At 47.6% G+C, this 17,357-nt stretch carries 14 protein-coding genes; all 14 read left to right on the top strand.

All coding sequences use genetic code 11. The features are described 5' to 3' along the window. Positions 1 to 64 precede the first annotated feature (64 nt). Positions 65 to 1,117 (top strand): mannonate dehydratase, encoded by a 1,053-nt coding sequence (gene uxuA, locus JW885_15375; GenBank protein ID MBN1883547.1) that lies wholly within the window; start codon positions 65 to 67, stop codon positions 1,115 to 1,117. 111 nt (positions 1,118 to 1,228) lie between these two features. Next, a complete protein-coding gene (locus tag JW885_15380) occupies positions 1,229 to 2,290 on the top strand; it encodes a LacI family DNA-binding transcriptional regulator (protein MBN1883548.1) in 1,062 nt (353 codons plus the stop codon). A 103-nt stretch (positions 2,291 to 2,393) separates the two neighbouring features. After that, positions 2,394 to 3,815 (top strand): glucuronate isomerase, encoded by a 1,422-nt coding sequence (gene uxaC / locus JW885_15385; GenBank protein ID MBN1883549.1) that lies wholly within the window; start codon positions 2,394 to 2,396, stop codon positions 3,813 to 3,815. Between the two features lie 73 nt (positions 3,816 to 3,888). Beyond that, positions 3,889 to 4,878, top strand: coding sequence for a class I SAM-dependent methyltransferase (locus tag JW885_15390; GenBank protein MBN1883550.1), 990 nt, complete (start codon positions 3,889 to 3,891; stop codon positions 4,876 to 4,878). 571 nt (positions 4,879 to 5,449) lie between these two features. After that, a complete protein-coding gene (locus tag JW885_15395) occupies positions 5,450 to 6,634 on the top strand; it encodes a sulfotransferase (protein MBN1883551.1) in 1,185 nt (394 codons plus the stop codon). A 151-nt stretch (positions 6,635 to 6,785) separates the two neighbouring features. Further along, positions 6,786 to 8,492 (top strand): glycosyltransferase family 2 protein, encoded by a 1,707-nt coding sequence (locus JW885_15400; protein MBN1883552.1) that lies wholly within the window; start codon positions 6,786 to 6,788, stop codon positions 8,490 to 8,492. Between the two features lie 107 nt (positions 8,493 to 8,599). Continuing rightward, entirely contained in the window at positions 8,600 to 9,220 is a 621-nt protein-coding gene (locus tag JW885_15405; protein ID MBN1883553.1) for a class I SAM-dependent methyltransferase, read from the top strand. Positions 9,221 to 9,501: 281 nt separating this feature from the next. Further along, the gene (locus JW885_15410; GenBank protein ID MBN1883554.1) at positions 9,502 to 10,683 is read left to right on the top strand and encodes a hypothetical protein; all 1,182 of its coding nucleotides are present in this window, start codon (positions 9,502 to 9,504) and stop codon (positions 10,681 to 10,683) included. Between the two features lie 154 nt (positions 10,684 to 10,837). Then, positions 10,838 to 12,094, top strand: a complete 1,257-nt coding sequence (locus JW885_15415; GenBank protein ID MBN1883555.1) for a hypothetical protein — start codon at positions 10,838 to 10,840, stop codon at positions 12,092 to 12,094. Positions 12,095 to 12,450: 356 nt separating this feature from the next. Next, the gene (locus JW885_15420) at positions 12,451 to 13,299 is read left to right on the top strand and encodes an ABC transporter permease (GenBank protein MBN1883556.1); all 849 of its coding nucleotides are present in this window, start codon (positions 12,451 to 12,453) and stop codon (positions 13,297 to 13,299) included. Positions 13,300 to 13,635: 336 nt separating this feature from the next. After that, positions 13,636 to 14,334, top strand: a complete 699-nt coding sequence (locus JW885_15425) for a class I SAM-dependent methyltransferase (protein MBN1883557.1) — start codon at positions 13,636 to 13,638, stop codon at positions 14,332 to 14,334. A gap of 164 nt (positions 14,335 to 14,498) precedes the next feature. Continuing rightward, positions 14,499 to 14,648 carry a hypothetical protein gene (locus tag JW885_15430; protein ID MBN1883558.1) on the top strand — a complete coding sequence of 50 codons (150 nt, stop codon included), beginning with the start codon at positions 14,499 to 14,501 and terminating at the stop codon, positions 14,646 to 14,648. Positions 14,649 to 14,666: 18 nt separating this feature from the next. Then, a complete protein-coding gene (locus JW885_15435; protein MBN1883559.1) occupies positions 14,667 to 15,773 on the top strand; it encodes a hypothetical protein in 1,107 nt (368 codons plus the stop codon). A gap of 196 nt (positions 15,774 to 15,969) precedes the next feature. Then, entirely contained in the window at positions 15,970 to 17,253 is a 1,284-nt protein-coding gene (locus tag JW885_15440) for an ABC transporter ATP-binding protein (GenBank protein MBN1883560.1), read from the top strand. Positions 17,254 to 17,357: the final 104 nt, after the last annotated feature.

Consider the following 17,357-nt stretch of genomic DNA (forward strand, 5'->3'; position numbering starts at 1 on the left):
ATCTCAATGATGGTCCCATGAAAAAATGAAGATACTATGCAATGATACATGAGGAAAGGCAGCCATGACGTTTCAAATCGGTTTCAGGTGGTATGGAAAAGAAGACCCGGTGCCCCTCGCACACATCCGCCAGATTCCCGCGGTGGACGGGATCGTGTCGGCCCTGTATGACGTGGCGGTGGGGGATGTATGGCCCAGGGCGAGGATCGCCGGCCTCAAGAAGATCATCGAGGAGGGGGGGCTTCGGTTCTCAGTCATCGAGAGCATCCCGGTCCACGAGGATATCAAGCTGGGGCGCCCCACCCGAGATGCGTACATCGAGAATTACCAAGAGAGCATCCGAAACATGGGAGCGGAGGGCGTTGGCATTCTCTGTTATAATTTCATGCCGGTGTTCGACTGGACCAGGTCGAGCCTCGCGATGGAGCTTTCCGATGGATCGACGACCCTCAGTTACGACCACGAAGAGCTGAAAGACGTCGATCTGAGAAAAGGCTCGTTCACCCTGCCCGGATGGGCCACGGCCTACACCACCGATGAGCTTCACGCCCTCCTGGATGCCTACGCGGGTATGGATGCTGAGACCCTCTGGGGGAACCTGGAATATTTCCTGAAGCGGGTCGTGCCGACGGCCGAGGAGTGCAACGTCCGAATGGCCATCCACCCGGACGATCCCCCCTGGCCCATATTCGGCCTGCCCCGGATCATCACCGACGGTGACTCCCTGGATCGTCTCGTCTCCATCGTGGACAGCCCGTCCAACGGCGTCACGTTCTGTACCGGCTCCCTGGGGCCGAACGCCGAAATGAATCTCTTAAAAAGCCTCGAGACGCTCTCCGCCAAAGACCGTGTCCCCTTCGTCCACATGAGAAACATCGCGGGCGACGGGAAGAGGAGCTTCCACGAGACGCCTCATCCATCCCGCTTCGGCGATGTGGACATGTATCGGATCATGAAGATACTGGTCGATACCGGCTTCGACGGCGTGGTGCGCCCCGATCACGGCAGGATGATCTGGGGTGAGACGGGCAGGCCGGGCTACGGACTGTACGACCGGGCGCTGGGGGTGATGTACCTGGATGGGCTGCGGGAGGCGCTGACGAAGGGAATCGGGTGATTTCCTTGATTCCCTGGCCGACATGAGGTAGAATCCGCCCGATGCCTTCCTTTTCCATCGAGTGTATCGGGCGGGACGTCCCGCCCTCGGTCGAGGGAAAAATGCCCGGGGATGAAACAGGAACAGCGAGGGCTCAGACAGATTCATATGACGGACGAAAAACAAAAGAAGAACGGCACGCTGGAGGATATCGCCCGGTTGTGTAATCTCTCGATCAGCTCCGTATCCCGGGTGCTGAACAACGAGCCGGGGGTCTCCGCGCCCACCCGGCGCCGGGTGCTGGAGACGGCCCAGAAGCTGCAGTACACCCCCCGGAAGCGAAAGCGGCCGCTGACCCGCTCGATGCTCAACCTGGCCGTGGTGGTGCCCGAAGAGCGGGAGCTGTCGGAAAATCCGTTTTTCAATATTCCCGAACTTCTGGGGGCCATCAACGAGGCCTTCATGGACGAGAAGAAACGGGTGGAGGTCGTCTCCATCTCCGATTTTCAGGCCTATGTGGACAACGATATCCAGGAGATCGACGGGATCATCCTGGCATATCGCAGCGTGGAGCGTGATGTCCGGGAGCGTTTTCAAGAGCAGGGTATTCCATATATCTTTCTCAGCCGGATGATCGAGGGCGAAAACTACGTCGCCTGCAACTACTACAAGGCCTTTGTCGAGCTGGGGAAACACCTGACGGGTCTGGGACACAAAAGGATCGGCTATCTGGGAAACGAAGACAATCCGAACAACATCGATCGCAATCGGGGATATCATACCGCGCTGCTCGAGGCGGGGATAGATGCCTCCGATGAGGTTGTAGTACATCTTCAGGATATTTTCGCCGTTGATCGGGCGTGCGCCGAGTATTTTATCGAACACTTCTGCGACGCGGTGATGTGCTTCAACGATTACATGGCGATTCGCCTGATTCATCAACTGGATGAGATGGGGATTACGGTGCCGGAGGGGATATCGATTACCGGATTCGACGACTCGCCCCTCAGAAGGGTCTTTCGCCCCCGGCTGACCACCGTGAAGCAGCCGACCTATGCTATGGGATTTCTCGCGTCCCGATGGCTTCGAGACAATATCCTCAACAGGAGCCACCGCGCCCTCCGTGTGGAGGTGGACGGAAAGCTCCTTATCGGTGAGAGCGTGTTTTCAAGGGTAGAAGGTGACGGCCTCTAAGGCGACGGCGGAGGGGGAGACCGACACTGTTATTCGAGCGAACCATTGCGCCGGTCCGGGCCTGAGGTATCCGTCCGGACCGGAAATCAGGGGAGCGATATCGATGACACCTTTCATCCATGAACGATTTCTGCTTGAGGGCGATGCGGCACAGAATTTGTATCGTGAGTACGCAAAACCTGAGCCGATTATCGACTACCACAACCACCTTCCTCCGCAAGACATCGCCCAAAACACACGCTTTTCGAACATCGCCGAGATGTGGCTCGCCCGGGATCATTACAAGTGGCGGGCGATGAGGACCAACGGCGTTGACGAGAGACTCGTTACCGGCGACGCACCGTGGCGGGAAAAATTCCGCGCCTGGGCCGCCACCGTCCCTATGACCCTCAGGAATCCGCTCTATCACTGGACCCACCTGGAATTGTCCCGCTATTTCGGAATCGACATCCTCCTCTCTCCGGACACCGCCGACGAGATTTACGATCGGGCAAACGAGATGCTTGCCACAGACGGCTTCGGGGCGAGGGACCTAATCGCGAGGATGAACGTCACACACTTGTGCACCACCGACGATCCCACCGACACCCTTGAGTATCACGAAGGCTACGCCCGGCGGCAGAACCGGCCCTTCGAGATGTACCCGGCGTGGCGGCCGGATCGGGCATTGATGGTTGAGGACCCCCGCCGCTTCAACGAGTGGGTGAACGCCCTGGAGGCCGCGGCGGACCGGTCAATCGGCGACTTCTCATCGTTTCTCGAGGCACTCAAGGTGCGGCACGAATTTTTCCACATCAATGGATGTCGGGTGTCCGACTACGGCCTGACGGAGATCGACGCGGGCGCCGAAAGCGATCGCATCGCCGGGAAGGCATTCATGAAGGCGAGGCGAAACAAGTCCCTCACCGCCGGTGAGGCGGCGACGTATCGATCGACGATGCTTGTGCATCTCAGCCGCCTCGATCACGATCGGGGCTGGGTGCAGCAGTTTCACATCGGCGCCCTCAGGAACGTCAACTCCCGGCTCTTCAGAACGCTGGGGCCGGACGTGGGGGTGGATTCCATCGGGGACTTCCGGCACGCTCGCGCCCTGGCGGAATTATTGGATCGACTTGATCGGGAAGGACGCCTGGCGAAGACCGTCATCTACCCGATCAATCCCACCGACAACGAGGTGGTCGCCACCATGATCGGCAACTTCCAGGACGGATCAACCCCGGGGAAGCTCCAGTTCGGCAGCGCCTGGTGGTTCATGGATCAGAAGGACGGGATCGAAAACCAGCTCAATATTCTTTCGGCGACGGGACTCCTCTCGCGCTTTATCGGCATGACCACCGACTCCCGGAGCGTGCTTTCTTTCCCCCGCCACGAGTATTTTAGGAGAATCCTCTGTAACCTCATCGGCGGGGACATGGAAAGGGGCCTGATTCCGAACGATATGGATCTTGTCGGATCGTTGATCAAGGGGGTCTGTTACGACAACGCCGCCCGATATTTCGGATTCAAAGAAGGGGTGTTCCGATAAATGTATGTTCATACGGAATTGTCTTTGTGATACAGTGGGAACGATTATTTGAATTTTTAATTGGAAACATGTCATGAAAATTCAGGCAAAGATAAAGCAGAGAATCATAAGACTTGCATTGAAGTATCCACGGGTGACGGATTTTGTATTGGCGCCTTTTATATACGTTTCGGGGCGGCTGCTCAGATTTATACGGCGGGAAGGCATCGTGAATTTTCCCCGGGCAAAGAATATTTTGATGAATCTCGGAGTCTTTCCTATTTTTAATCATTACTATGAACCCCGGTTTGATAATCGAGATCCGAAATACCCGTTTTCACAGGATAGAATCCTGCCGGGGATCGACTGGAACATCACAGGCCAGCTCGCATTGCTCGATACATTCACCTTTTCGGAAGAGCTGTTGCATGTGCCGGAAACCAGGCCGGAAACCCTCGAGTTTTTCATGAACAACGCGACGTTTGGATCGGGGGACGCCGAATATTGGTACCAGCTCATTCGCTCGATACAACCGGGGAAAATCTATGAGATCGGCAGCGGGAACTCGACCCTCATGGCGATAAAGGCCCTCCGAAAAAACCGGGAGACAGATCCGGGATATGAGTGCCGGCACGTATGTATCGAGCCGTATGAAATGCCCTGGCTCGAGCAGACCGGCGTGACGGTTATCAGGAGGAGAGTCGAAGATATTGAATTGGATTTCTTCTATGAACTGGATGAAAATGATATTTTATTTATCGACTCATCACATATCATCAAGCCACAGGGCGATGTGCTCTTCGAGTATCTGAGCCTGTTGCCAAGTCTCAAGAAAGGAGTCATCGTTCATGTGCATGATATATTTTCGCCAAAAGACTACCCAAAAAAATGGCTGGAAGGTGAAGTGAAGTTTTGGAACGAGCAATATCTGTTGGAGGCCTTTCTTTCGCACAACAAAAGCTGGAAGATCATAGGCGCACTGAATTACCTGAAGCACAACCATTACGATCGGATACAATCAATCGCGCCTTTTATAACACCCTCACGGGAACCCGGATCATTTTACATACAGAAGATACTCTGATTCCAATTGTTCTCTGAGGGGGCTTGGACTGTACGTTCCTATCATGTTTTTTAAAGACGAAGGCCAGGAACACGTAAAAAAAATACTGAAGTGTTACCCACCCTCCATCATACATCACCCCACGTGCCGATCTCCACTCACTGAGATTGACAGGCAATCGCATTCTGTGAATAAAAAGAGCGTCCATTGCATGGAACGGCACCACCCCGTTTCTGTACGACAATTCGATTTTTCGTGTCATACAACGAGATAGTGAGAATAGTGTGGGTGCATATCAAAACCATTGGGGATGAGAGGAATTATTCTTTACTATTCAAATAAGGTTGAGATGATAATACGAAGAGAAAATGCTTCAGAATCATGTATGTACCGGCGGGGCCTGAAAGTAATACTTGACGCGGCATGAAGCGAAATGATAGATTTGTGTTTCGTTAACCGGGTATAGTATACTATATTATAGTTTACATACCGGGTAGGTTTTCAGATTCTCATTGGTGTAATATCCCGCTGACATGAAAGCTTTGCCCGCCATGACATCCGTGATAATACGCACTATCCATCAGTCAACATCATGAATAATTCCCGCATACCGCATGAGAATAAGGCGATCATCGTCCTGGGCATGCATCGTTCGGGAACGTCCGCCATAGCCGCGGGCCTGGAGGCGATGGGCTTTGCGCTTGGGAAGAAGTATGTAACCATACAATATGACAATCAGAAGGGGTATTTCGAAAACGAGGATGTTGTCTCGTTTGACGATCACCTGTTGCAGTTTCTGAATTCCAGATGGGATAATCCCTTTTTCGACGGAAGAAGAGCTCTCGCGGACTGTGAGGAACACGAGCTTGCCCCGTGGTATGAAGAGGCCGATGCGATTATCAGGGAGAATTTTTCGGGTTATTCTCGATGGGCCGTAAAGGATCCCCGTATGTGTCAATTGCTCTCATTCTGGACCAGTGTATTGGAAAGAAACGGGTATTTGGGGACGGATACATACTACATCCACGTGTTGAGACATCCGCTTGAAGTGGCGCATTCTCAATTGCAGCGTCACAGGAAAAATCCGGGATTTCATTATATCGGCGGTGACCTCCGGCAAACCGTTTTACTGTGGCTTTCCTCTCATCTCCAGGCCCTTCGCGAGGTCAACTCGGACAACAACATCGCAATTTTATTCACCGACCTCCTCGAAGAACCGGCCCTTCAGATGGAACGGATCATCCGATTTCTCGATATCGATATCTCTCGGGATTCGCTCAAGGAATATCTCGATGATTTTCTTGAAAGGAGTTTAAAGCACCATACTCTGGATGAAAGCGAGAACGACCAATTGAAGAAAAAGTACCCGGAAGCCGTATATGTCTACGACGCCTTATCGAGATTATCGAAGGAGAATTCCTTTGATCGAGATGACATTCAAAATATCTTAAAGAATATAGATTCCTACGCACACGCTCTTGATCTCTTCCATCCCATGTATCCGCTGCTCTCCGTTGCCTGGTACGACTGGCAGGACATGATTGAAAGACACAGAGAGGTGATGACCAGTTATACCTGGAGAATGGCGAACAAGCTCAGAAACAGCCTTATCGGCATTCCCGGCATGAAGACGCTGTTCGGTGTTCTCAAAAAAATCTACGACTTTTTTTCCGGAAGGGCTATGGAGGAAAACGGGTGTCTTGTCGTACACCTGATACATACACAAAAAACCGCCGACGACGAGAGAAGCATCACGCGGCGACAGACCTCCGTTTGAAATCCATACATTTCATGATTCAGCCATGCTGTTGGAAGAAATCAAGTTTACGCTGAAAACGAAAATTTTCCCGAAGGGCTCAAGACACGGCGAAGCGGTTCGATCCGTTGTACATGCCCTAACACGGATCAACCTGCCGAACAAACCGGTTGTGAAGCAGAGAGTTGCGCACGACTATGTTCTATACGATCCCGCCTCCGCTTTAGTCGCCCCTCCGGCAATCGATATACTGATTGTCACCTACAATGCCGCAGAGTGCATCGAGCGCTGTATAGAAAGCGTCATGAGATCCAGTTACCCGGCTGAGTATGTACGAATCATCATACTCGATAACAATTCTGTCGATAATAGTGTCTCGGTTGTATCTCAGTGTAAGCGTACATATACGAATCTGATCGTTATAGAGAACGGCGAGAATATCGGCTTCGGAGAAGGAATGAACCGTGCGTTTGAGCATGCAACCGCTCCCTACATTTTTGTTCTCAATCCCGATACCGAGCTTGATCCTGAATGCCTCACCCGTCTCGTTTCCCGGGCCGAACAATCGGAGGAACACGGTTTTGTCGCCTGGGAGGCCAGGCAGCAGCCGTACGAGCATCCGAAGGCGTATGACCCGGTTACACTGGAGGCGGATTGGATGTCGGGCGCATGCTTCCTGATGAAGAGCGATCGCTTTAAGGAACTCGATGGTTTCGACCGGCGTATTTTTTTGTATTGCGAGGACATCGATCTGTCCCTGCGCATACGAATGAACGGTTGGAAGATCATGTATGTGCCGGATGCCGTCGTCATACACGATACGTATGAGGAGCCGGGTATAACAAAACCGGCGCAGTTCTATCATTCCCTCGTATCTCATGCTCTCTTGAGGTACAAGTATACGGGCATCAAGAACTTTCTTTTCTTCCACCTGCATTTTTTAAAAGCGCTGTTTCGGCCCCTCTCGCTCCCGAATGTACGGCGGCGTATGATTTATCTGTATGTGGAGAATATCCCGAATTTTTACCACTCTTTCATCTGGAAGCTAAAAAACAGAAAAAACATAAAAAAGACAGACTTGAATTTCAATGTCGTGGATATCGGCATTAAGCGATACGGCGCGTTTCATCGTATAGAGCATTCGAATACCACGCCGCTGGTCAGCATTGTCATCAGGACACGGGAACGGCCGGATTTCCTCAGGGATGCGCTGCAATCGGTGCGAAATCAAACCTATCAAAACGTCGAGGTGATCGTGGCGGAAGACAGGTCGGATTCGTCGAGAGACGTCATTAACGAATTCAGTGATCTGGATATAACACACATTATGGTCGGTGAGCCGGGGGGCAGGTGCGTCGCGGGCAACCTCGCGTTCGCCCGGGCGAAGGGAAAATATATCAACCTCCTTGACGATGACGATCTTTTCTACGCGGATCATCTGGAGGTGCTTGTGAACGCCCTGGAAAACGACGGGATCGTTAAAGCGGCGTACACCCTGGGATTTGAAGTCACGACCAAGATCATCCGGGAAAGCCCGCTGACTTTCGTGGAATATATGTACAAAACACTCCACAGACGGCGTCATGATATAGATGTCCTCTTGAGACGTAATTACATCCCTATTCACTGTATGATGTTTGATCGAAGTCTCTTTTTGGAGGAAGGCGGTTTCGACGAAAAAATCGACCTGTTGGAAGACTGGGATTTATGGATACGGTATTCACACTACACCGATTTCCTCTATATTGACAAGACTACCTGTATATTCAGGTCACCATATGGGATTAAAAAAATAAAAGGAAGGATTGATGCGCTCTGGGAGACCTACGATATCGTGCGGGAAAAGCACGTCGATCAAACCCCCGTCCGAGAGGCATAATACATCCTGTCGTCGGTGTGCCGAGAATTAATATGACGTGTGTATAATTTTGTATACGAACCTGAATACGTGAGATTTTCTATCATTCGAAAAAGGGATTACTATCTATGGACTCAATTCGGGAGTATAATGAAGAATACTGGGAAGAGAGGAATGAAATCCCGGCATTCGAAAAACAAAAATTTCAAGCACTGGTGAAATATGTGCCTTCGTCCGTTGAAACGATCGTCGATTATGGGTGTGGCGCCGGACAATACATCAGGGCAATGAAAAAGATAAACGAAAAGGGAATATATATAGGCATTGATATTTCGCAAAAGGCCCTGGATTTGGCCGCCTCACACCTGACAGACGTTCAACTGCTGCAGGTTGATGACGGGGCGCGTATCCCGTTGGAAAACGACAGCGTTGATTTTATCGTTGCTTCGGAGGTGTTGGAACACGTGTATCACGTGTCGAAAACGCTGAATGAATTGTGGAGGATACTAAAACCGGATGGGAAGATGTGGCTATCGGTACCGTTTCATGGGATCATAAAAAACCTTCTCATCGCTCTTATGAATTTCGACGAGCATTATGATCCACTCGGCCCCCACATCAGGTTTTTCACCAAGAAAACGCTCTTTGATGTCGTCACGGATTCCGGTTTTGAAATCATCCGGCACGGGTATTGGGGGAGGTTCTACCCGATTCCCTGGAATATACATGTGTACGCGAGAAAGTCATGATCTTCCCGGATGGACACCCCGTTCGGGTATAAAAACATGCTCTCCAATCATACAATTCGGTGATGAGTGTGTGACGCCGTGATGTAAAGAGACGGGTATGAATGTCACGTCTCGCATTGTTTCACGCTCTGTAAAAACGGAGAAAAGAGCGATTGGAAAATGAAGCGGCTGTTTTCAGGGGAGTCGTCATTCCGGCATAATCATGAAGAGTGAAGGTAAATATACCTCAATGCTTCAGTAGTCCGTATATACATTTCTGAAGCGTGTATCGGGAAATTTTTATGGACGTGTTATATCTTCATATCGGAACACATAAAACCGGCACCACCAGTTTGCAGACTTTTTTCAGGGATAATAGGGTCTTGCTTAAAAAGAGGGGTATTGTATATCCAAAAACCGGACGGGCACGAATGGGGGCCCACCATCATCTGATCAGTGCGATACGTAATTCACCGCATCCCGTGTTTAAACCGAAAAAGCCATTCGCCGAATATATTGCTGAATTAAAGAATGAAGTTGCAGAAAATGCTCAGTGCCTGATTTCTACGGAAATTTTTAATGAGATCATTGATTTCTCTCAACTTGAGCTGTTCAGGACGGTTGCGAAAAAAGTTAAAGTTATCGTATACCTGCGTCGCCAGGATCATTTCTTGGAATCCGGGTATTCGTATGAAGTGAAATTCGGCAATAAAATGTCTTTTGAAGAGTATTGTGATCAATGGCGACTCTCATATAGAGATCTCTGTAATAGATACGCAGATGTATTTGGAAAAGAAAATATAATCGTGCGTCCCTATGAAAGGCAACAATTTTATGGCGGGAATATTTTTTCGGATTTTCTCAATGTCCTGGGACTGGAATTGACAAGCGATTATCGTCTTCCTCGAAAAAATCCAAACCCCTCATTATCACGGGATGTGTTGGAATATATGTATTGCATAAACAGATTGCCGCTTGAAAAAAATGAAGTGCTTAACTTCACTCCGATTATTCTCGCGTTTTCAGGCAGAACAGGAAAAGATGCCATTTTCCTCCCCCACAATATGTTGTTTCAAAAAGAGCGTGTCGCTTTAATGGCTCAATATCTTCAAAGCAATGCTGAAGTGGCGTGTGAGTATTTGGGTCGGTCGGACGGAATATTGTTTTATGAACCGCTCCGGGAGTCAGAGAAGGAAAATGATTCGTATTCCGGATTGACCGATGAGAGAGTAATTGAAATAACCCGCTTTATATCGGATCATTCACATTTCTTGGTCATGGTTTTAAGACATGGTATCGCCAGAGGATTGGCGTCCAATAATCCGGATGAATATCAGGCTGCGAAGACACTCTCTCCCGTCATGCAATTAAAAAAATCCCGTATCGAGGGCGGAATGATTCCCTTTGTGAAATTTTTCTACATGAAAAAACAAACTTTAAAAAGAGCAGCAAAGCAGTGTGTGGCAAGATTTTATGGCGGATAAAAAGATATTACAAAAAATACTCCATATTAAGCACCGATCTAGTAGCCGTCTTCGAAGATATCCTCATGGTATGACTCAGCATAAGGGACCCTTCAATCAGTCTGCCGCTGCATGCAAAAGTTGAATAAACCGGGAGGGAAATAAGAGAGTCGGAATGAAGACATTGTATCTGCATATTGGCCCGCCCAAAACGGGGACATCGGCCCTCCAGGCCTTTTTTGCCGAAAATTATCGTGTGCTCAAGAGAAAGGGAGTACTCTATCCAAAAACAGGAAGGGCGAAAACGGGCAGGGCAAAACTCGCGGGTCATCACTATATGATAAACTCAATAACACAGTATCAACATGAAAGGTATCGCCCGAAAAAAACGTTCACGGAATATGTAATTGACTTGAAGAAGGAGAGCAGAAATTTTCAGAGAGTACTACTCTCAAGTGAATTCATGTATTTTGATATTGACAGCAATGACCTTGTCTGTTTAAAAGAGATTTTTTCTCGAATATTTATTATTGCCTATATAAGACGTCAAACCGAACATATGAAATCCAATTATAATGAACAGGTAAAAACTGGACACGATAGGATTCTTACCATCCAGGAATATGTCAAACATTATGCCAAATTGAGATGGTTCCAGACATTACTGAATTATGGTGATTTGTTCGGCAAAGAGAACATTATCGTACATCCCTATGAAAAACAGCAATTTCAAGGGGGCACCATCTTTTCAGATTTTTTACGTATTCTTGGTTTGGATTTCGACGATACGTACGTATTGCCTCAAGAGGAAGTAAATCAATCGCTCTTGATGGATGATTTGGAATATAAGCGCATGATAAATATGCTTAATCTGGAAAAAAAACAAACTAAAAGTTTCATGGCGCCCCTTATTATGCATTCAAGTTCAAAAAGAGGTACAGAAAAAGTTTTTTTACGAAATCAGGATTTTTTATCTCCACAAGAACATCTGGACATTATTGAGAGATTTGCCGAGACCAATGCAACGATAGCTCGAGAATATCTGGGCCGCGCAGACGGACAATTATTTTACGATCCGTTGCCGGACCCCGATGAACCCTGGGAGCCGTATCCCGGCTTGTCGGAGGAAAAAGTGGTTGAGATTACACGTTTTATTACCGATCATTCATCACATAACATCCCCGTTCTGAAAGACGGAATCATCAAAGGGCTTTCATCTGATGACAAAAAGGTAAAAGAAGCGGCGAAAATTCTTTCGCCAGCATTGCCTGAATTAAACGAAAAATATGGAATTAAAAATCTCATACCGAAATCATTACACAGCAAAATAGAATTTCTTCGTTATAAACGTAATTATTTTGCACGGGTACTGGGAGTTGCACGAAAGGGGTTGAAAAATAAGCTGCATATGATTCATAATAAAAAAGGGTAGATATCTGTGAAATGATGAAATTGACTTCACGAATTACTAATAAGAAGACCGGATATTTCGTCGAATATAACCCGAATAGTGATGGGGAACATCACGACCACGTGGGAAAAATGGATGAAAACATGCTCGATATGCTCGAATTGTTGGATATTGTGAATAGACTGCATTCATATATACCGTGGTAAAGGGATAGGTGTTCTCGATACTGACGGGGATATTCTTTTGTTGTACGCCACACCTCCGTGGATTGAGCACGCAATATCTTTTGTAACCGGGTGAGAGCATACCGATACAGAAGCCATGAGATAAGATGCATCTGAAGGACAAGTGCATAAGAAACATACGGAGATACTTCCATGTCACATCAAAGCGAAGAGGTACTTCGCACTCCCACAAAAATCATCCAGCCAAAAGAGACCCTTTTGTCTCTGAACATCAGGGAGATATGGAATTATCGTGACCTGTTGTTTTTTCTTGTATGGAGAAATATCAAGAGCAGATACGCACAGACCGTGCTCGGAACGGGGTGGGCGCTGTTTAAGCCCATTATCAGCATGGTGGTGTTTACGCTGATTTTCGGAAAACTCGCGAAGATCAGTTCAGAGGGAGTGCCCTACGCCGTGTTCAACTACACCGCCCTTGTTCCGTGGACATTCTTCTCATCGTCTCTGACCGGTGCAACAAGCAGCCTTGTGGGGGCGGCGGACATGCTGACAAAGGTGTATTTTCCCCGCATCGTCATCCCCGCCGCTGCAATTCTGGACAAATTGGTAGATTTCATTATCGCCCTGGCGATTCTCATCGTGATGATGTTTTTTTACAGGGTGGCCCCGACAGTATGGGCTGTGGCGATTCCCTGTCTCGTTCTAATGATGATACTCGCCTCGGCCGGATTCGGCCTGTGGTTAACGGCGCTGGCCGTGCAGTATCGGGATGTGAACTACGCCATGACGTTCAGTGTCCAGATGTTCATGTACGCCTGTCCCGTGGTCTATCCCACAAGCCTCATCCCCGAAGGGTGGCGGCTGGTCTACGCCCTCAATCCGATGGTAGGCGTCATCGAAGGATTCAGGGCGTCGCTGTTGGGTACCATCCCGATGCCCTGGGACCTCATCGGCATTGGGACGGTATCGTCGCTCGTCATCTTTATTTCGGGCCTGATGTTTTTTAACTATAAAGAGCGGATCTTCGCGGACGTGGTATGATGAAAACTCCGGTTATGATCAATGCCGAAAATCTCTCGAAACGCTACCGCATCGGCCTGAAGGACGAGATGTACGATAATATCGTCAGCGAGATACTCGATCTTCTCATCGGTCCGATAAATGAATCTTGAAAATTGAGAGATCGATGTACTTGACAGATTATTGTACAATACATCGTTTTTTTGGATGGAAGTAACGTGTGACCGTTTGGTTTGAGGATAAAAGTCTCCGGTTGATATGGATTATCCAGAGCAGATATTACAACAATGTGTGAATCAATCGAAATCGCGGTTGGACCTGTGGATTGGCTTTTTTCATTTAACAGGGATACAGAGGATGGCTGAAGTGGGGGTGTATAGGGGAGATTTCGCGGCCGCAATTCTTGAGCGGTACGATTCGATTGAAACTTATTTCATGATAGATCCCTGGCGATATTTAGATAACTGGAACAAGCCGGCAAATCAAACGAATGATATATTCGAGACATTTTTCTCTGAAACAAAGGCGAAAACGGATTTTGCAGCCAACAAGAGAATCATTCTGAGGGGAACCACCTCGGAGGTGATTGAAGAGATAGAGGATGAAGGACTTGATTTTGCGTATATTGATAGCGATCATACGCTGAGGGGGATTACCATGGATTTGATACAAATATTCCCTAAGATCAGAATGGGGGGGTGGATCGGCGGTGATGATTTTATGCGCAATGTGTGGCAGCATGATACAGACTATGAGCCGACTTTAGTATTTCCCTTTACGGTTTATTTCGCAGAAGCGATGGATGTTCCGATATATGCTCTTCCGTACAACCAATTTCTTATAGAGAAAAATTGTGATAAATCATTTGCTTTTATCGACATGACAGGGCTGTACGGTGACACCAGCCTGAAAAATCAGCTCCTTCCTCAGTTATTTTTCAAACGTAGAGTTCGTGAGAAATTTCCTCTACTGTATTCTCTAATAGATATAGTATTGAGGATAGAGAATAAGATGTCCGGTTTCATCAAGAAAACAGGTGAACATATGCACAAATAGTAAAAGATAAGCGGTATCGAGGGATTCAGAGTGTCGCTTTTGGGGATCATCTCTAAACCCTGAGACCTCATCGGTATTGGGATGGTATTGTCGCTCGTCATCTTTATTTTGGGCTTGATGTTTTTTAACTATAAAGAGCGGATCTTCGCGGACATGGTGTGATAATGGCTCCGATCATGATCGACGTAAAAAACCTTTCAAAGCGCTATCGCATCGGCCTGAAGGACGAGATGCCTGGGAACATCTGCTGCGAGATAATAGTTTGTTTTTTCAGCCTCTGGGAGTTGACTGAAAAGCTGTTCAGAATTGCATGAGAAGAATAGGGTGAGAAAATGTTATATATTCACATTGGTGCACCTAAAACCGGATCAAGTGCATTACAATACTTCTTACTTATAAACAGGGAAGAACTGCTGAAAAATAATATTTTCTACCCTGAACATGAAGTGGACGAGAATAATATCTGTTCGGGTAACGCCAGGGTGTTTTTCAATCACGATGTGGATGGGAACTCGAAAGAGATTCAGGAGCAAGTAACAAATGTGTTTCATGCCTTAGATCGCGGTCATACTGTTCTATTGTCATCGGAAAGCTTATTCCATACGGATCCAAAGAAAATATACAGATTATTTGACATAAGCGATTCAAAGATACTTGTTTATTTGAGAAGACAGGATGAGTATTTGTTGTCCTTGTATAGTCAGCGGGTTAAAAGACGACCGGAAAAAAACACTCTAAATGTCTGGTTGGATGATATTATGTCAAAAGATAATCTGGCGTATTATCGTGCCGTTGACGAGTGGGCGGAACAATTTGGAAAGAACAGGGTCATCGTACGGCCATATGAAAAGGCCCAGTTTTTCGGGGGAACGATTTTTTCCGATTTTTTTAATATAATAGGATTGGATCTTTCTCAGGAGTATAGCATTCCCCGGTCGAGGATAAACAGGTCGTATAGTCCCGATGCCGTAGAATATAAGAGAGTACTCAACATCCTGACGAATAGGGGAGATTTTCTTGATAGAGTATTGCAGAAATACTCCGATTCGTTGGATGAACATAATACATGGCCCTATAGTTTGCTGAGTCCGGCTAAACGCATTCAGATTCTGGAAAGTTTTAAAGAAAGAAATGCATATTTAGCTCGGGAATACCTCGGAAGGGAAGACGGTTTTTTTTTCGAAGCTCCTCTCCCGGTTACGGATGAAGAATGGAAACCTTATCCCGGTTTAGGTGAGGAGAAAATCCGGGAGATAACGGACTTTATTTTTAAATATGACAAAAGATACATAGGAATTTTTAGGGAAGCCGTTCTGAGTGGCTTGGAGTCTCAAAATTCTCAAGAAAGAGAAGCGGCGGAAACACTTGTTTCCATCCTGAAATATAATATGGGGTTGTTTGCTGAGATTAAATACTATTTGAAATCTCTAATACAATAATAATGGTGTCCGGCGTGTGGAACCGAGAATGTATCCGAGCATATAACGCGTCAAGAGAAAATAACAGTACACCGTCATGGGGAGCATCTTGGTTTTCCTCTACAAATCGTGTGGCTGGGATAGACCTTTCTAAAAGGTTTTTTCGGGCCGTGTGTCATTTTGATTATATAGAGTAGATATTTGCAGACGTGGTGTGATGATGGCTCCAGTCGTGATCAATGCCGAAAATCTCTCGAAGCGTTATCGTATCGGCCTAAAGGACGAGATGCACGATAACGTCGTCGGCGAGGCAATTGATCTCCTCATCAGCCCGATAAAGAATTTTCGAAAGCTGAGGAATCTGTATTCTTTTTCAAATAGCGACCGGAATGGGGAGGATGTGATATGGGCGGTGCGTGACGTGTCGTTTCGGGTCACCCAGGGAGAGGTTGTGGGGATTATCGGCAGGAACGGTGTGGGGAAAACCACCCTGTTGAGGCTCTTGTCGGGAATTACCGATCCGACCGGCGGGAAGGCGGAGATTTTCGGCCGGGTGGGAGCACTTTTAGCGGTGGGTACTGGGTTTCACCAGGAGCTAACCGGCAGGGAAAACATCTATCTGAACGGGACCATTCTGGGCATGAGAAAAAGGGAGATAGATAAAAATTTTGACGAAATTGTTGACTTTTCCGGCGTCGAAAAGTTCATCGACACGCCGGTCAAGCGCTACTCCAGCGGGATGCTCGTGCGGCTCGGATTCGCTGTTGCCGCCCACCTTGAGCCGGAAATCCTCATGATAGACGAGGTCTTGGCGGTGGGGGACATAGAGTTTCAGCAGAAGTGCCTGGGGAAGATGGGTGAGGTGGCTCGGGGTGGGCGGACGGTGCTCTTTGTCAGCCACAATATGGAATCGATCATGGGACTGTGCGAGCGGACGATTCATATAGACGAAGGTCGAATTGTAGCGGATGGTCAAACCGAGGAGGTTGTGAGAAATTACCTCACATCGACATATAAACAAATCGAAGAAGTATCTTTGTCTGATCGTTTGGACAGAAAAGGAAATGGTAAAATACGATTTACTCACTTTCATTTGAAAAACAGTGATGGCAGTATTATTCCTTCCGTTATGACCGGGCAGGATGTGTCGATAGTATTTTCCTACGTATCTCGAGAAGAAAAATTACGAAATGTTGATTTTGGATTTTGGATAGTTGAAAATAGAGGAAAAAGATTGATCAATTTTAACAACAGGCTTACAAATTATGTTTTTTCAGAGTTACCGTTTTCGGGAAAGATTGTATGCAGGATACCCCACTTTCCCCTCAGACCCGGAACGTATACGATTGATATCAATGCGAAAGTAAATAAACAACCGGCGGATCAAATAAAGGATGCCGTACGATTGGACGTTGTTCCCGGTGATTTTTACGGAACGGGAAGGCCGATACATCATCAGGCAGTGTTTTTTTATGATCATTCATGGGATGTGGAACCATAGGTAGCAAGGAATATAAAAAAGTGCCCTAGTCACTAAAAGTGTTGACAGGTGACGAGTAAATAGAAGACGAGTCACGGTCTTCCTGTTAAGATGGATTAGCCAAA

Source organism: Candidatus Zymogenaceae bacterium (assembly GCA_016931225.1).
GTDB lineage: Bacteria > Desulfobacterota > Zymogenia > Zymogenales > Zymogenaceae > JAFGFE01.

Excerpts from the sequence above, each read along its gene's own strand:
- uxuA (MBN1883547.1), top strand. The coding sequence starts at position 65 with ATGACGTTTCAAATCGGTTTCAGGTGGTATGGAAAAGAAGACCCGGTG.
- JW885_15380 (MBN1883548.1), top strand. The coding sequence starts at position 1,229 with ATGAAACAGGAACAGCGAGGGCTCAGACAGATTCATATGACGGACGAA.
- uxaC (MBN1883549.1), top strand. The coding sequence starts at position 2,394 with ATGACACCTTTCATCCATGAACGATTTCTGCTTGAGGGCGATGCGGCA.
- JW885_15390 (MBN1883550.1), top strand. The coding sequence starts at position 3,889 with ATGAAAATTCAGGCAAAGATAAAGCAGAGAATCATAAGACTTGCATTG.
- JW885_15395 (MBN1883551.1), top strand. The coding sequence starts at position 5,450 with ATGAATAATTCCCGCATACCGCATGAGAATAAGGCGATCATCGTCCTG.
- JW885_15405 (MBN1883553.1), top strand. The coding sequence starts at position 8,600 with ATGGACTCAATTCGGGAGTATAATGAAGAATACTGGGAAGAGAGGAAT.
- JW885_15410 (MBN1883554.1), top strand. The coding sequence starts at position 9,502 with ATGGACGTGTTATATCTTCATATCGGAACACATAAAACCGGCACCACC.
- JW885_15415 (MBN1883555.1), top strand. The coding sequence starts at position 10,838 with ATGAAGACATTGTATCTGCATATTGGCCCGCCCAAAACGGGGACATCG.
- JW885_15420 (MBN1883556.1), top strand. The coding sequence starts at position 12,451 with ATGTCACATCAAAGCGAAGAGGTACTTCGCACTCCCACAAAAATCATC.
- JW885_15425 (MBN1883557.1), top strand. The coding sequence starts at position 13,636 with ATGGCTGAAGTGGGGGTGTATAGGGGAGATTTCGCGGCCGCAATTCTT.
- JW885_15430 (MBN1883558.1), top strand. The coding sequence starts at position 14,499 with ATGGCTCCGATCATGATCGACGTAAAAAACCTTTCAAAGCGCTATCGC.
- JW885_15435 (MBN1883559.1), top strand. The coding sequence starts at position 14,667 with ATGTTATATATTCACATTGGTGCACCTAAAACCGGATCAAGTGCATTA.
- JW885_15440 (MBN1883560.1), top strand. The coding sequence starts at position 15,970 with ATGATGGCTCCAGTCGTGATCAATGCCGAAAATCTCTCGAAGCGTTAT.